9 protein-coding genes and 1 tRNA gene are annotated in these 16,981 nt (G+C 35.4%); 1 reads left to right on the forward strand and 9 read right to left on the reverse strand.

The window, feature by feature from the left end; all coding sequences use genetic code 11:
* Positions 1-77: 77 nt before the first annotated feature.
* The 5 genes from ACFEMA_RS12220 to ACFEMA_RS12240 all read right to left on the reverse strand — a co-directional run bounded on the left by ACFEMA_RS12220 (position 78) and on the right by ACFEMA_RS12240 (position 9,188).
* On the reverse strand, positions 78-1,067 hold the full coding sequence (locus ACFEMA_RS12220) for a hypothetical protein (protein WP_411768495.1): 990 nt from the start codon (positions 1,065-1,067) through the stop codon (positions 78-80).
* 480 nt (positions 1,068-1,547) lie between these two features.
* Entirely contained in the window at positions 1,548-5,471 is a 3,924-nt protein-coding gene (locus tag ACFEMA_RS12225) for a two-component regulator propeller domain-containing protein (protein WP_411768496.1), read from the reverse strand.
* 176 nt (positions 5,472-5,647) lie between these two features.
* On the reverse strand, positions 5,648-7,204 hold the full coding sequence (locus tag ACFEMA_RS12230) for a family 16 glycosylhydrolase (RefSeq protein WP_411768497.1): 1,557 nt from the start codon (positions 7,202-7,204) through the stop codon (positions 5,648-5,650).
* 97 nt (positions 7,205-7,301) lie between these two features.
* Positions 7,302-8,495: a DegT/DnrJ/EryC1/StrS family aminotransferase gene (locus tag ACFEMA_RS12235; protein WP_411768498.1), complete on the reverse strand. Its 1,194-nt coding sequence runs from the start codon at positions 8,493-8,495 to the stop codon at positions 7,302-7,304.
* A gap of 63 nt (positions 8,496-8,558) precedes the next feature.
* Positions 8,559-9,188: an NAD(P)H-dependent oxidoreductase gene (locus ACFEMA_RS12240; RefSeq protein ID WP_411768499.1), complete on the reverse strand. Its 630-nt coding sequence runs from the start codon at positions 9,186-9,188 to the stop codon at positions 8,559-8,561.
* Between the two features lie 152 nt (positions 9,189-9,340).
* On the opposite strand from ACFEMA_RS12240, the gene ACFEMA_RS12245 reads away from it, so the two are divergent.
* Positions 9,341-9,425, forward strand: a tRNA-Ser gene (locus tag ACFEMA_RS12245).
* Positions 9,426-9,652: 227 nt separating this feature from the next.
* On the opposite strand, the gene ACFEMA_RS12250 is transcribed toward ACFEMA_RS12245, so the two are convergent.
* From ACFEMA_RS12250 to ACFEMA_RS12265, 4 genes are all read right to left on the reverse strand, one after another.
* On the reverse strand, positions 9,653-11,620 hold the full coding sequence (locus ACFEMA_RS12250) for a heavy metal translocating P-type ATPase (RefSeq protein WP_411768500.1): 1,968 nt from the start codon (positions 11,618-11,620) through the stop codon (positions 9,653-9,655).
* Between the two features lie 74 nt (positions 11,621-11,694).
* Positions 11,695-12,918, reverse strand: a complete 1,224-nt coding sequence (locus ACFEMA_RS12255) for a permease (RefSeq protein ID WP_411768501.1) — start codon at positions 12,916-12,918, stop codon at positions 11,695-11,697.
* 9 nt (positions 12,919-12,927) lie between these two features.
* Entirely contained in the window at positions 12,928-13,179 is a 252-nt protein-coding gene (locus ACFEMA_RS12260; protein WP_411768502.1) for a DUF6660 family protein, read from the reverse strand.
* Between the two features lie 188 nt (positions 13,180-13,367).
* Positions 13,368-16,940, reverse strand: a complete 3,573-nt coding sequence (locus ACFEMA_RS12265; RefSeq protein WP_411768503.1) for a metallophosphatase — start codon at positions 16,938-16,940, stop codon at positions 13,368-13,370.
* Positions 16,941-16,981: the final 41 nt, after the last annotated feature.

Genomic DNA, 16,981 nt, shown 5'->3' on the forward strand with positions numbered 1-16,981 from the left:
AATGCCCTCAAAAGGGCATTTCATAGTTCATTTTAGGATTAGCTAGACTTAAACATTGTCGAACTAACTAAAGTTGTTTAATTTGAAGGTACTGTAAAAGTTTGTAACATTCCTTTAGACATTGGGTCTGGCACCTCTGCAATCAATGCATAATTACCTGGTTTTAAAAGCGCTGTAAAATAGGTAGTATCTCCTGCAGGGGCTTCTTGTGTTCCCCCAATAAAGGTAACACCATCTACACCATGACCAGTTAAACCTAAAGGTGCTGACCAGTTCATCCAAGCGTTTAAGGAGCTGATATCCGCAGTGTCTTCTAATTTTACTAACTGCACATCATGGCCGAGAAAATGCTCATGAACGATTTGGTCTTCAAAATTAACTTCAAAAGTGCGTAATCCTGGTTTTATAGTATTAAGGATCTCTATTCCGCTTGTACTTGATACATTGATATTTACATCTGCTTTTGGTACAACATTATTGTTAGACTCTTCAGTGACTATAATTTGGTCTATCATACCAAGCGTGGTATGAAATGTACCATCTGGCAACTTTACGTAACATTCAATAACGTAAGTCCCTGGCTCTAAATTAACAGTACTTATAGCTGACTCACCAGCTGATACCATACCTGGTCCACCAACTATTACAACTTGGAAATACCAAGCAGGTAAGTTACCAAATGCTGCTAGAGCACTATCAAAATCTCCGTCTATTATAAAATCCATACCTTCTTGAAAAAGAGGCACTACCTCATTGATAGAATTGTTAACATCAAAACCCTCTGGCATTTTTTCTAAAATAAAGAAGTGTGGGTGATGAGCATTATTTTGATACTCAAAAGTAGTCCACCCTGAGGGTATCTGATCTGGAGCTTCAAAATCAAAGCCGGAAGAGCTTATCGAAACAGTATTCTTAATACTTTTTATATTAAAGGTTTCAAAATTGCTTTCTTCATATTCTATTGATTCTTCTTTTTCACAGCCATAAAATAGTATCGCTGTTAATAAAATTAAACCCCATCTTTGATGTCTCAAAAAATCGATTAATTGTGTTTTCGTAGTTTTCATAGTTATTATAGTTTTTATTAAAATTCATTCTTTTCTTAATTTTATTGCTTTAAACACTTTATTGTTCAACAATAATTTAACGGTGTACTTTCCATTTTTTAAATGGTCAAAAGAGATGTAAATGTCTTTATTAGGTACTGTGCTTTTAATGTTTTTAACATCCATAGTCTGGATAATTGCTTATATAGGATTGCTTTCCTAGATGTTGATTTTTACCAAATGTACTTTGTGTTTATTGTTTGCTGGTGCACATATGTAACATTCTCTTGAACTTATGTAACAAAAGTCAAATCTGAAGAAAACAAATGTTCAAATCATTGTTTTACAACCACTTAACGTATTTGTGAGATATACATCTAATAATTAGAGACACCCTGAATACTGAATTGTTTTTACCCTCTCTGTGGGTTTTTGTAGTGTTTGGAAAACTAATATTATGGTGTTGGACAACTTCGTAGAGGTCAAAGTTATCTGGAGAATCTATGCTTCTGCAATATAACTTCCCGGAGCCTTACCGTAAACCTTTTTAAAGCATCTGTTAAAATAAGATGGGGAATTAAAACCCGTTTCGTAGGCAATTTCAGCAATAGTTCTATCGGTACGTTCTAATAGTTCTACCGCTAATTTTAAGCGCTCGTTGTTAATAAATTCTGAAGCAGAAACACCTATCATGCCCTTGATCTTTCTATGCAACTGCATACGGCTCATAGCGAGGTGTTCGCTTAATGCTTCCACCGTAAAAGAACTGTCTGTAATATGGCTGTCTAAAATTGTTTTTAACTTGTTTACAAACTCTTGCTCAATACTTGTTACAGCTACCTCCTTTAATTTAAAGTTCTGCCCATAGCGCTGTTGTAATTTAAGGCGTAACTCAATTAAATTCTTTACCTGGATCAGCAGTTTTTCTTTATCAAAAGGTTTGGTGATGTATGCATCTGCACCAATCTTTAACCCTTCGATCTCATGAGCTTTATCACTCTTTGCGGTTAGTAATACAATTGGGACATGACTTGTTTTATCATCTTGCTTTAGCACATTACATAATTCAATACCATCTTTAATTGGCATCATTACATCACTGATAATAAGGTCTGGTATGTTTTGTAAGGCTTTATCAATTCCAGATTCACCATTTGTGGCTTCGATAAGTTTGTAGTGGTGTTTTAAAATAGATTTAAGATATAACCTAATGTCTTCATCGTCTTCTACTATTAGTATAAGCGGTTGGTCCTTTTGATTTTCCTTGTTTAGAGCATCTATTACAACCTTTGCTTTGTCTATTTCTGTTGAAGTATCTCTGTCTAGTCGATCGGAAATCTCGGAAGCCTTAAAGTAAGACCGCTCTATTGGAAGTGATACCGTAAATTGAATCTCATCGGTATTTACAATATGGGCTACAATACTGCCATGGGATAATGTAACAAGCTCCCTGACTAAGGATAGACCAATACCAGCCCCGTCACTGTGTTTATCTGCTTGGTAGTAACGCTCAAACAATTTTTGTAAGTCGTCCTGATTAAGTGTTGAGCCAGAGTTGAGAACAGTTATAATTAACTGCCCATCGTTATTTTGGGCATTAAAGCGTATGCGACCACCTTGTGGTGTATATTTTAAAGCGTTAGACAGTAAATTGGTGACTATTTTCTCTAGAGCATCTCTATCAAACCAAGCCTTATCAGAAGTATTTACTTCATAGTAAAAATCAAGACCCTTTTGCTTTGCTTTAAAATCGAATAGATGCGCCAACTGCTTTAAAAACACATCCAAATCGTCTTCACTGACATTGAGTTTTAAATGTCCTGATTCTAATTTGGATAAATCAAGAATTTGATTGACCAAATTCAATAAGCGCTTGGCATTTCGTTTTACTAAGGAGAGTTCCTCCTTATCGTCTGAGTTTAAGCTGGGCTTGTTTAGCTGGTTGTCAATAGGGCCAGAAATCAAGGTTAAAGGTGTTCTAAACTCATGGGAAATATTGGTAAAAAGCCTGTTTTTAAACTCATCCAATTGTTTTAAGCGTGTTGCTTCCTTATGTTCAAACTCTAATTTATTTTTTATTTGTAATCGCCATTTTAAATATTTAAAGAAGACAAGTAGCGCTGTTAAAATCAATAAGCCATAAAGCGTATATGCTAAATTTGTTGCAAACCAAGGTTTATTAATCTTAAAGCTGTAGGTAGCTGGTGTTTCGTTCCAAACACCGTCATAGTTGCTGGAAATTACCTGAAACTCATAATCATTGGGAGGTAGATTGGTATAACGTACATTATTTATGTTTCCTGCCGATTGCCAACTCTTGTCATAATTAACGAGTTTGTATTTGAATTGATTCCTGGCAGGTGCAGAATAATGAAGGCTTGAGAATGTAAAACTGATGGTGTTTTGATGACTCTTAAAATTTGATTCATCATATAAATTATAAAGAGTGTCCATAACCTCAATTTTGGAAATTCTGGTTTGAGGTTTGTAGCTATTCTTCTCAAAATTATTTGGGTTAAACCAATTAACCCCTTTAAGTCCTCCAAAATAGAACATGTTATTATCTATATCCTTTATGGCAGCATTATCGTTAAATTCTAAGGATTGTAAGCCTTCCTCTGTATCAAAATTTTCAATTTCATTTGTGATCATATTTAACTTTGAAATGCCTTTGTTAGAACCTAACCACAATTCATCTTCATTAGGTAAAATAGAAAAAATGGTATTCCCTGCCAATCCATCACTTTCTGTAAAGTATTTTATTTCATTGGTGCTAGGGTTAAAGAAAATTAACCCGTTGGTATTTGTTCCTATCCATAGATTATTCTCGGTATCTACAAATATGGTTCTTAACATACCATCAATCTGTGGATAACGTGTTACCTTATTAGTATATGTATCAACACGGCATAGTCCCTTGTACTTTGTACCAATCCAGATAATACCATCTTGTCCTTCCTCAATTGAAAAAATAAGATTGCTAGAAATAGAATTGAAATCCTCTGGGTGATACTTAAACTGCTTTACTATACCTTTTTCTCTATCAAACTGAACTAAGCCGTTATCAGCAGTTGTTAACCAAATGCGTTTATTTGAGTCTTGAAAGATTTCATAAATGTAGCCAACATCTAACTTAGGTTTTGAGTTTTTATTAAATGTTGTAAACCCGCCGTCTTTATGGAGTATTTGAATTTCGTGTATTTCATTAGCAATCCACAAGTCATCTCCTATCTGTTTAATAAAAGCAACTTTATTTGAATTTAAGCCCGAATTTTCTCGTGTTATCGTTTCAATATTTGTTTTTGTACTGTCTAATTTTAACAATCCGTAATTGTGTGTTGAAATCCAGAGGTTTTTTTGTCGATCCAGAGCCAAGGATTTAACAATTTTTAAATTAATACCTTCTGGCACTTTATAATCTGTAAGAGACTGAAATTTAACCAGTTTTTCATCATAATAACTTACTCCACCTCCATCTGTACCAAACCAAATGGTTTGGTTATCGTCTTCAAAAACTGAAGATATACAGTCATAATGTAAGGTGTAGGGATTATTCTTTTCAGGCTTTAAATTTACGATATCCGTGTTTTGGAAGTCTATTAAGTAAATTCCCTGACCATAAGTACCTAACCATAAACGGTTTTTACTGTCAAAAAAAACGTTGTGTATATAAATGTCTTTCGGAAGTGGGTGATTGATAAAGCCTTCAAAAAGTTTAAAAGTTTCATTTTTCTGGTCTAAATAATAAAGTCCATTCATGTAAGTCCCTACCCATAAGCCATGTTTTATAGACGCATCCATTAGGGTTATATCGCGGTTATTTAGAATCGGTAATTTGATTAATTCATACGAATTATCTTTTTTTATTTTAAAAATACCAGAGGTAGACGAGGCCCAAATATGATCTTTAAATTCTACAAAACCATTGACATTCTTTGCAAAATCTTTTTTTTCAATAAGTTGAATTGTATCTCTAGTAGTATTGCTTATTTTAAAAATTCCGTTGTTTGAAGTTCCAACAAACCTATTTAAATAACTGTCCTGAAATATTGTTTTTGGTAAGGGGAACCAATTGTTTTTTTCAAAACTGTCTGACAAGGTGTTATATTTTTCAATCTCTCGCTCACCTGTAATAACCCATAAAATGCCTTCTTTATCTTTGTAGAGTTTTCGATCATAGACAATAATATCATCTTCACTAACAAAGTTTTTTGGATAAAACCTAAATGTTCTTCCATCATACTTGTTTAAGCCGTTCGGGGAAGCGAACCACAAATAGCCTAAGCTATCTTGTTCAACACCAAATACGGCGTTAGCAGAAAGGCCCTCATCAACCGTAATTGTTTTTAATGCAAATTTATTGTCACTTTGTGAGACAAGAGCATTAGAAAATAAACATGAAAAAAGTAACCAAAAGTATTTCATTAACTTAAAGTTACTAAAAATGCACAATACCACTCTATTACAGAACGTATAACTTTTGTCATGGGTTTTGTCCGTTGTTTCAACTTCTCTTCAATCCAAGACAACTTAATTAAGCAAGAAATATTTCTACCAATAAAATAATGAGTAGTTAAAAGTATTGAATTATAAGATTGTTATTAATCAATAATAATTTTTCGGGAAATACTTTTTTCCAAACTGTTTAGTTTCAAAATATAAATACCCGCTGAAACTCCACTGACATCAATTTGTTTTTCACCCTTGGTGTCCAAAACCAACTCACCCAAAACGGTATAAAGTCTTATACTATCGAAATTAACATTTGATTGAATATTCACTTGATTTGACGATGGATTTGGATAAATTTTAGTTTTGTTTAGGTCTCTGTCTTCTGTACTAAGAGAATTATTTTGATAAACCCTAACATAGTCCACAATCATACTACTTTCCGTAAAGGAAGGGTCTATAGTTCCAGATATACCACCCATTGCAATATTTAACAATAGGTATTGAGGTTCATCAAAAGGCCATGTATTAGCATCTTTAACTGTAGGGTTGTAACGGTAAATAACGTTTCCATCTACTAAAAATGCTATTTCATCTGGTGACCAGTTCATGGAATAGATATGAAAGTTATTGGCTACGTCCGATATCACCTCGGTTGATGTATTCATTGTATTCCCAAAACTCGATGGAGTATGCAATGCTACACTTACTTCATTGGTACTATGTAAACCGTGCTCCATAATATCGATTTCACCACAAGCAGGCCAACTGGTCGTTCCAAACCCCTGATTATCCCAATATGCACCATCCTCATTTATATTTTTACCTAAAGTCCAAATTGCTGGCCATGTTCCTTCTCCAAAAGGTAGCTGTGCCCGGACATCTACTCTACCATAAGTGAAAGCAAATTTAGAATTGAGTCTCGCAGAAGTATATTGTTTTGTTTCTCCTTGATCTGTAAAGTTCTCTTTAATTGCAACTATATTCAAAAATCCCCCAGTTACAAATGAGTTGTCTGTACGGTCAGTATAATGTTGCTCTTCCCCGTTAAACCAACTTCCCCCAGATGGTAATTGTGTTTGGTGAAACCAATTTGTGCTGTTGACAGTACCATCAGTACTAAACTCATCCGCCCAGACCAAATCAGTATATTCAACATCTAGGGCATTAGGGTCTGTTGGTTCTGAGCCATCGTTGATATTATCAATCAAATACGTTCCTGAAGACATTGCGCCTCCATCAATGAAAATAGTTAACCTTGAATACGTTCCTGTAGCATCAACAGTATTAGAAGTACCGCTATAGGTTGCATTAGAAAAGTCAAAGGTTATATCATTAGTCCAGCCCACCGTTGAATTATTTTGAACAACCTCTACATCTGGGTTAGTACCATTTTCAAGTTTAATGTAGATGGTATGGTTATTAGGGTCAAATTGATAAAAATTCAAGGTAATCTCTTTTCCATCATCCAAATTAATTGGGACATTCAAATCGATATAAAATCCTTGCCAAGTTACATTGCCATCATTAAAAAATTGTCCAACATCATTTCCTGAATCATCTGGGTCAGTAGTAAATGAAAAACTACTGCCACTAAACCCATTAAAGTTATCAGATGCTGCTGAAAAGTCAATGGGCATTTGTTGCCCAAAAGACATTCTAACTACAGTAAAACTAGATAGTATGAAGAGAATGTATAGCTTTTTCATGTTGTTTTTTTGTAAAACTATGAAATGATTGGAGACTACTCTAATTATTGACCCCAACAAAAGCTATACAAAAACAGTATTAGATCAAATAAAGACCTTAAATAACTGTTTCAATGATTGATTTCATCTTTTCAGCTCTTTCCTTAACCTCCGCTTCAGTCCAGGACAATTTAATGAGGCAAGAAATATTTCTGCCTATGTAATGATCCGACTGTGAAAAATCTTGAGTCTTGAGTTTTTCTAGTGCAGCTTTAATTTCATAAGATAATGGATATAATGATTTGGCATCTTTAAGATGGTGCCATTTTCTAATATAGTGCCAATTGTTGTTGTAATAATTCCAACAGGCATCAATACCATTCTCACCAAAGGCTTTGGAAACTTTTAGAGCTGTTTCGGTATCTGGTAAGAAGAAATTGAGAAAAGCACAACTTTCCACTCCACCCTCTGGAACCGACCTAAATTCCATTTCGGAGATTTTAGACAATTCCTGTCTTAATATCTCAAAATGTTTTTTCTGAATGTCTAAAAACTCGGGTAATCGCCTTACTTGTGCCAACCCAACAGCCGCATGTAATTCTGATATTCTAAAATTATAGCCTAAAAATGGATGTGTCTCGGCTCCTCGATCACTCCCAATATGGTCATGTCCATGATCTGAATAATGATCTGCATTTATATAATACTGCTCGTTATTAGTAATCACTGCTCCCCCCTCTCCACAAGTAATGGTCTTTACAAAATCGAACGAAAAACATCCTAAATCCCCAATACTGCCCAAAGGCTTATTTTTATAGGTGCCTCCAATAGCTTGACAAGCATCTTCAATGAGTAATAAATTATGTTTGTTACATACTGCCTGTATAGCGTCCATATCCCCCATACTACCACACATTTGCACGACCATAACAGCTTTAGTTTTTTCTGTAATAGCTCGCTCTACAGCCTTTGAATCTAAACAAAGCGTATCGTCAATATCAACTAAAACAGGGATAGCACCAAGCATCATAATGGCTTCAAAACTCGCAACGAACGTAAAGCTTGGCATTATAACCTCATCACCTGCTCCTACTCCTGCTGAGGCTAAAGCCACAGAAACTGCAGCCGTACCGCTAGAGACCAATTGCACATGGTTTGTTTTAAATGCAGTGCACAATTCCGATTCTAGTTCTTTGGCCTTCCAATGCCCTTTCCGCATACCATCAAACCCATAGCGCATCAACACTCCATTGTCTAAAACATCATTAACTTCATTACGTTCAGCATCACTGAATAATTCAAATCCTGGCATAGGTTTCTTTTAAATTAATTTAAACACAAATATACTATTTTGACAAGCCTTAGTCTAATGGGCTTATAATTCAATTACAGTTTCATAAACCGACTTTCTTACTTTTTTAAAACCTGAAAACATATCATCATCAGCTCTATACCCCACTGGTAGCAACAGAACAGATTCCAAATTTTTAGACTTCAATTTTAGAATGTCATCAAATGCTTCTGGATTAAAACCTTCCATCGGGCAACTATCAATTCGTTCTACGGCACAAACCGTCATTAAATTGCCAAGTGCTATATAAGCCTGGTTTTTTGCCCATGCTTGTTTTTCAGAACTAGACATATTAGCAATGGTTTCATTCATTTGTATTTTGTAGGGATCCAAAATTTCGTCTGGAGTTTTTCTGATGGTTTTTATAGTATCAAAATGAGAATCAACGTCCTCAGTATCAATAACCTTATCTATACAAATAATTAAAAGGTGTGAAGCATCAACTACTTGGCGCTGGCCAAAGGCTTCAGCTACTAATTTTTCCCTAATAGTTTTATCCGTAACCACAACCAACCTCAACGTCTGAAGCCCATATGACAAAGCAGTAAGATTAAAAGCCTCTTTCAGCAACTCTAATTTATGGGGTTGAAGTGTTTTATTAGCATCAAATTTTTTTGTGGCATAACGCCATTTTAAATCCTGTATAATATCCATGACTTATTTTTTGCAAAAGTATTGAATGTTGTGCTCTTCGCCCATATTCTTCTTATCAATTATTAATATGAGTATTGAATTTCTCAATTTTAAAATTTATTAAAAATACTTTGCCTTGAATGAAAAAGGGTTTTATATTTGCACCCGCTATTGGAGAAATGGCAGAGTGGTCGAATGCACTGGTCTTGAAAACCAGCGAGGGTCACACCTCCGGGGGTTCGAATCCCTCTTTCTCCGCAAAAGAAGACCCACAATGCAAGTTGTGGGTTTTTTATTTTCCGAAATCAACCAAGCTTGCTTGAGTAATACAAAGGAAAATACGCTTTATCTCATTTGTGGTTTCTCTATTTGTATTGGATACGTTTTCGGGATTATTGAAAGTAATCCCTTTCCGGGAAAAGTTACGTAACCTCAATAATGACGGAGCTTTTTTTTAGTTGACAATACATCAATATTTATATCAGTTATGACCAACTCATGTTCTGCAGCCTAACTGCATTGAGAATCGCCAATAAAGCCACACCAACATCTGCAAAAACCGCTTCCCACATTGTTGCTAGGCCACCTGCTCCTAGCAGCAATACAATCACTTTGACTCCAAACGCTAATATGATATTTTGCCACACGATTTTACGAGTTGAACGACCTATTTTAATCGCTCTGACAACTTTTGAGGGTTGGTCAGTTTGAATAATGACATCTGCGGTTTCAATAGCAACATCACTACCTAAACCACCCATAGCAATACCAACGTTACTTGCTGCTAAAACAGGCGCATCATTAATTCCATCACCAATAAATGCAATTTTATTTTCAGGATTCTTCTTTAGAGTTTCTACTTCGTTTAATTTATCTTCTGGTAGTAAACCACCTTTAGCATTTTCAATATTCAATTCTTTAGCGACTTTTTGGGTAATGGAATCCTTATCACCTGAAAGCATCATAATTTTTTTAATACCTACTTTGTGCAATGCGGTAATCGTTCCTTTTGCATCCTCTTTTAATTCGTCTGCAATCACAACGTAACCTGCAAATTGATTATCAATTGCGACTAAAACTATCGATTCTACAATAGATTCCGTTTCAGTGGGAACATCAATATTACTGGCAGCCATTAAGGCTTTATTTCCTACTAAAACGGTTTTGCCATTTACAATACCTTTTAAGCCTTTACCTGCAATTTCAGAAACATCTTCTGCGTCATAGTCATCTCCACTTTTATTATACCCCATAATAGCTTTGGCAATGGGATGTGTGGATTGTTCTTCCATTGCCATTAGGTATTTCATCATCTCGACTTCGCTCAATGACCCATTGCTCACTACAACATTTTTAATCTTGAAAACACCTTTAGTAACTGTTCCTGTTTTGTCCATTACCAATGTATTTATCTTGGTTATGGCATCTAAAAATGAAGCACCTTTAAAAAGAATACCATTTTTTGAAGCTGCTCCCAATCCACCGAAATAACCCAACGGAATAGAGATAACCAACGCACAAGGACAAGATATTACCAAGAAAATCAAGGCTCTGTACAACCAATCCCTAAACACATAATCATCTACAAAAAAGTAAGGAATGAATGTTACTCCTATCGCCAAAAACACCACAATCGGTGTATAGATACGGGCAAACTGTCTGATGAATAATTCTGTTTTAGATTTACGAGCTGTTGCATTTTGAACCAAATCTAATATTCTGGCAATAGAACTATCTTCAAAGGTGTTGGTGACCTCAACTTCAATGACACTTTCTAAATTGATACTACCGGCGTAAACTTTTGCTTCTTTCCGTATGGAATCGGGTTTGCTTTCTCCAGTTAAAGCTGCGGTATTTAAAGATGCTTTTTCGGATAATAAAATACCATCTAACGGAATTTTTTCGCCAACACGAACCTGAATTTTCTCTCCAATAGTAACATCTTCTGGCAACACACTTTTATAATCACCATCACGAAACACAATAGCTTCTTTTGGCCTAACATCTAATAATGCTTTTATATTTCCCTTAGCTTTTTTAACAGCTGCGCTTTGAAATAATTCACCCACTGCATAAAACAGCATTACTGCAACTCCTTCGGGGTATTCACCAATGATAAACGCCCCAATAGTAGCGATAGACATTAAAAAGAACTCTGTAAACACATCACCTTTTATAATGCTTTTCCAGCCTTCTTTGACTACTGGAAACCCTACAGGTAAATAAGCGACACCATACCAAATCATACGAATCCAACCAGAAAAGTGAGGAAATGCTTCAAAATAATCTACTGCAATACCTGCTACCAACATTACAAAACTGAATATCGCTGGCAAATAGCCTTTTAAGATTGAAATAGGTGTAGAATTGCTATGATTATGTCCATCATCGTGACTATGTTGTGTTTCTGAATTTGATGTTAAATCCCTTAAATTAGTTTTCCTTTTTTTCATGTGTGTTCAGATGTATTTACAGCAAAATTGTACTAAAATCAAATGCAATGGAAGTGTATTTACTAAGCTTTCAGTTAATATATAAATTTTACTATGAGACCGCCTACAAGCCATATATAGCATATATAGGCAGCGTATTTTAGAATCTTTTCAAGCAGTGGGCTTTTGGGTGCCATTTCGCTCATTGAATGTTCTACATCTTTCCTCTTGAAAAACCCTAAGTAAATCAGATAGCCAGATATAATTAAAAAGGCAAAATTTAAAAATAACGTATAGTCAATTTTGAAAAACGCTCTATTCTCAATTTGAACATTAGAAGGGTCTGGTAAAATACTCAAAAAATCAAAAGCATAATGTAAAGTCAGTGATGCACCTATTAAAGCAGTAAACAGCAGAAACAATATAAAAAGAGACATCTTCCAACCATAGTACTTAGCATTGATACGCAGCACAGGAAACACCACTAAATCACTAAATATAAAAGCCATGACGCCTGCAAAGCTTACTCCTTTTCCAAATAGTAATGCAGCCAAAGGAATATTACCCATAGACCCAATGAAGGTTAAAAAAGCAGCAAGCGGTCCTACAACAATATGTTCCAAAATTTCAAAAAAGGAATAATCGGTTTGGCCTTGACCACTATTAATAAATAACGTTTGAAAAAAAGAATCTGGAACAAAAGCTGCTACAATACCAGCAATCGTAAAACCAACGGTCACATCTTTCCATACCATTTGCCACTCCATTTTGTATTTCTTGGCAACCCTAGCCCAACTTTCTTCTTCTTGTATTTGTTTTTTCCAATCCTTGGAATAGTCAATTTCATCAGCACCCTGTCCTTCAAGATTTTTCCGTGCGGTATTAATCAGTTTTTTGGGATTTATAATTCGGATAAGTATCCAGCAAATGAGAATAAGCAAAAGGCCTCCTACATATTCACCGATAACGAATTGCCAACCCAAAAAGATAGAAATGATGATTCCCAATTCGATCACTAAATTGGTAGATGCCAATAAGAAAGCAACGGACGACACAAAACTTGCTCCTTTTTTAAATAGGGATTTTGCACTTGCCAAAGCAGCAAAACTGCACGAGCTACTTATAAAACCGAAAAACGTCCCCAAAAGCACGCTTTTAGATTCATTTTTGCCCATGGTTTTTTGCATTCGTTTTTCGGTGACAAAAATTTGAATCATGCTACTGATAATATAACCCAATATAAATGCCCAAAGTGCCATCCAAAAAAAGCCTGCGCTAGTATAAGCCGCTTCTCCCCATTGTTTTACAAAATCATTCATAAAAACTGTTTATTGTCCGCTGCACTTATCGCAAATACCTTTAACAACTAAGTTAAAAGTTACTAATGGCTCATAGGTAATTGACATGCCACAGCAGTTACAAATACAAGTTACTGGACAAGAATCGTCACTATCTTCTTGATGATTATGATTAACACTTATATCATCCTGATACTGATCTTCTCTGTTTTGAACATCAGAACAAGGCTTTGCCGAAAGCAATAGTATTATAAATGATAATATGACTGTCACAAATTTCACTACTACAAAGGTAAAAATTTAAAGATGCAATGGTTGTGCAATTATGTCCTAATGATTTAAGCTTTAACCGGTAAATACAGCCAAATACTGAGGGCTAGACGTTTAAAGTGGTAAAGTACAATTAGAACTTAATGCAATACCCACACTAAAGTAAGCTGAATTATACACCTCTTATTACTTTGGAAGTATTAAAACCTAAATCCGGCTGAAAATAAAAGTCTGGCATCTTCCGTACTAACGTAATAACCTATATTTAATGTTAGTGCCTGAAACCCATTGATAAAAAATGAGCCGCCGTAACTACTATGCCATTTGTCTGAATTATCATTGTCCGCCCACACTCTTCCTAAATCATAGCCACCAGTAAGTCCCATACGCAATGGAATAAAACCTGTTCTCACTTCTAGCAGACAAAGCCGCAAATCTGTAGTTTGAAAAAGAGATGTCTTACCTAAAAACCGGTCATTCCTAAAACCTCTTAAACTATTGTTACCTCCTACTCTAGCTGCATGGTAAAATTCATAATCGTCACCAAATCTAAAATCTGCCTGTGCTTTTGTAGCCAGAGTTACCATACCACTATCGTGAAATGGATAAATAAACGACACCGTTGGTGTTACATACACAAAGCTATTATCAAATTGATTGTCAATGTTCTGCTTATATCCTGCAACGATGCCTAATTCCATTCCCCGTCTTGGAAAGGCCAATAAACTTTCTTTGTTATTAAAATGAATTCCGACTTCTCCACCAGCATACATCTGTCTTTCAAATACATCATTGGTAGGATCAAAAAACTGCTCTGCAAAACCATTTTCTGTGTCTTGAAGGTCATAAGACTCAATCTTAGCTGAGATGTGTGCGTCTACATTTCCATCCGTCTTGTAGATTAATGAGGGTTCAAAATGCCATTGGCTGATCTTTACTCGGTTAAAATCCATATCAACAGCATCGTCATCATAAATCGTTTCATTACCAAAACCGAAAAAGTTAACGGCAAAGTTGGCACTTGTAATTCTGGCATCTAATCCCAAATTCCATTTGTAAAATACATGTGCGAATTCCCCATAGTAGTTAAATTCAAATCCTTGTGTTGCTGAGTAGTATGATGCTCCCAGAGTATGACTTGACGAAAAAGGATTTCTCAATAAATCGTAACGCGTAAACGTGTTTTTTAGTCCGAAATTTAATCCCGCATCCGGGTCAAAACCAATAGCGGGCAGTAATATGTTATTAGAATATTTTCGCTTCTGTGGATCGTAATTATTAATATCGTAAGAATCGGTCAGCATTTTACTTACAGGATTTTTAAACGTATTTTTCTTTGACTTGTAGTCATAGATTTTTACCGCTCTGTTATTCTGAATATCGTAAATATCTTTTTCCTCGCCACCAAATATTTTCAGTTTAATAAGGTCATTTCCCTTACCAGTAACTGTAATCGTATCATCCCCGTCTAAAGCATATATCCAGATTTCTTTAGTTTCAGATTTACTATAGGTGTTTTCAAAATAAGGCTTGTCCTTGTGAAGGATACTCACCTTAGTTTTTCCATTGGGCATACGCTCAATAGCAATAGTATTATCTTTTGTGGTAGCAACAACCACTTCGTGTTCTTTAAAATAATTGTAATAGTCATTAGCAATCTGTAGCATATTGCCTCGGCGTTGCTTCAAAATACTTTTAATCCGTTCTGTGGTTTCATCTTTGGTATCCTCCAAGAGATTGTCGAATGCTGAATCTATCACCGCATCTGTTAAGTTGGTTTGCAAATACTCAACCTGAGTTTTCCAGTCGTTCCAATCAGCCTTATTTATAAAGGCCTTATCGAGATAAAAAACTGCATTATTAAATGTTTTTACATTATGGATGTCTGGAGCATAACTCTGCATATTTCGAGCTAATGGGGATACCAATTTTAAAATAACTGGGAACACTCCATCATAAATTGGAAACGCCTGATCACGATCGCGTGGTATAGGTTTGTATAATTCAGTACCATCGTCTTGCTCGTGTAAGGCCCAACGCCATTGATCTTCATGGCGATCCCAGTCACCTATCAGTAAATCGAACAAACGTGCTCTTAAATAAAGATCTTCATCTATACGAGCATCTTTATCTTCCTGCAGTTCTAATAGCATATCCTTTGTACTGATAATATCATCTGCATTTCCGAAAGTGTCGAAGCCTTTATTTTCATCTCCAACATGCTCTTCGAACATATACAGTTTATCTCCATAGTTTTCATTAAAACGTCCTAAACGTTCTTGTTTAGGGAGATAAATGATTCTAGGGTTGGCATGTGGAATTTCAATAGCATTTAATAATTCGCCCACAGCAAACTGAGCATAAGGATGAGCCGTGGTATAATAATCCTGAACAATATCTTCGGCCACTGTTTCATTCATATATTCTAAAACATAATGATCTTTTATCTTGGATTGAATAAATCGAACCCCACTCTTACGCAACTCACGTACGGTATATTCATTTTCATTATCGTCGATTAATCTTAAGCTCCTCGATTGGTTTCCTCCACCTTCCGTAATGGCTCGCACATTGTCTGGTAAATCATCTAAGAATACTACAGGGGCAGTAATTTCCTTACCATAAAGATCTCTGTAATGCTCTCCCCAAAACCACTTGTAAAATCCAGATTTATCTATTTCTTCCTTGGTGTAAATGGCGTCAGAATAGGTGTCACCAAATTCCGAATTATCATGATATTCAAAATCTTCTAGCTCACCTAATTTTGATTTTATTTCTGTTGAAAATAATTTGTTGACTTTATTTCCATCTACCGAATAGAATTCGACCTCAGAATGTCCGTCTTTAAAAATATTCAATTTTGCAAAGCCTTGTTCTGTAGAAGCAAACTGACCTTTTGGCAAATTGGTTTTTGTATTCTGCGTATCTCCACTTGCTCCACTAATAATCTGCGGGATATTATCGTCCTCTAAGAATTGTAAGTTTCTGCCACTGCCCGACACAAAAATAATGTCGTTAAACTGACTCGCGAGAGTTTCTAATCTCCCTACCAGATATTGCATCTCGTTATGGTAATAAGCCTGCTTAGACAATCCTCCTAAGCGACCAATGAGTCCCTGTCGCGTCGCCGTTAAAACAGGATGATGTAAGGCTACAATAATTGTTTTGTTTTGCTCGTCCTTTATTTCATCTTTAAACTCTAGAAAAAATTGCTCACGCGTTTTTATTTCACATTTGTTATTGATGTAAGGATGCTTATCCCAATCCTCTAAGTACCACTGTGTATCTACCATAAGCAGCTCTACTTGGTCATTTAGGGATTCTCGTTCAATCGGACAGCCATCATTTGGCCAAAATTCAACTTCACTATTATCCTGAAGATACGACTCTAAGTCATCTAGAGCATCATGTCCGCTTTTGTTCCACTCATACTGTCCAGGGATAAAAACCGCCTGTCCGTTAAAATTTTTGAGCGGTGCTAATACATTCGTTTTTAAAAAATCTTTTTCTAATTTTCTCTCACTCTTAGATTTAGGATAACCTATTGGTCGGGTACTATTTCCTAATGCTACAAAAGTCGCGGCTTTATCATTTTGGGAAGCAGCTACAATGGCTTTTAAAATATCGTGAGAATTAGAATTCCTTTCAAATCCGATATTTGAAGTAAAATAAATGGATTGTGATATCTCACTAGAATTGCTTTGCGCATTCAATCTAAAAAATGCTGATAGTACAAATAAGAATAGTATGTTTTGAGTCTTTGAAAGAAGCATGCTTGAAATTTAGTCCTTCAAATTTCAGCTTTTATTATTAA

Source organism: Winogradskyella sp. A3E31, assembly GCF_046720935.1.
Lineage (GTDB): Bacteria > Bacteroidota > Bacteroidia > Flavobacteriales > Flavobacteriaceae > Winogradskyella.

Excerpts from the sequence above, each read along its gene's own strand:
- ACFEMA_RS12230 (WP_411768497.1), bottom strand. The coding sequence starts at position 7,204 with ATGAAAAAGCTATACATTCTCTTCATACTATCTAGTTTTACTGTAGTT.
- ACFEMA_RS12220 (WP_411768495.1), bottom strand. The coding sequence starts at position 1,067 with ATGAAAACTACGAAAACACAATTAATCGATTTTTTGAGACATCAAAGA.
- ACFEMA_RS12255 (WP_411768501.1), bottom strand. The coding sequence starts at position 12,918 with ATGAATGATTTTGTAAAACAATGGGGAGAAGCGGCTTATACTAGCGCA.
- ACFEMA_RS12235 (WP_411768498.1), bottom strand. The coding sequence starts at position 8,495 with ATGCCAGGATTTGAATTATTCAGTGATGCTGAACGTAATGAAGTTAAT.
- ACFEMA_RS12250 (WP_411768500.1), bottom strand. The coding sequence starts at position 11,620 with ATGAAAAAAAGGAAAACTAATTTAAGGGATTTAACATCAAATTCAGAA.
- ACFEMA_RS12240 (WP_411768499.1), bottom strand. The coding sequence starts at position 9,188 with ATGGATATTATACAGGATTTAAAATGGCGTTATGCCACAAAAAAATTT.
- ACFEMA_RS12225 (WP_411768496.1), bottom strand. The coding sequence starts at position 5,471 with ATGAAATACTTTTGGTTACTTTTTTCATGTTTATTTTCTAATGCTCTT.
- ACFEMA_RS12265 (WP_411768503.1), bottom strand. The coding sequence starts at position 16,940 with ATGCTTCTTTCAAAGACTCAAAACATACTATTCTTATTTGTACTATCA.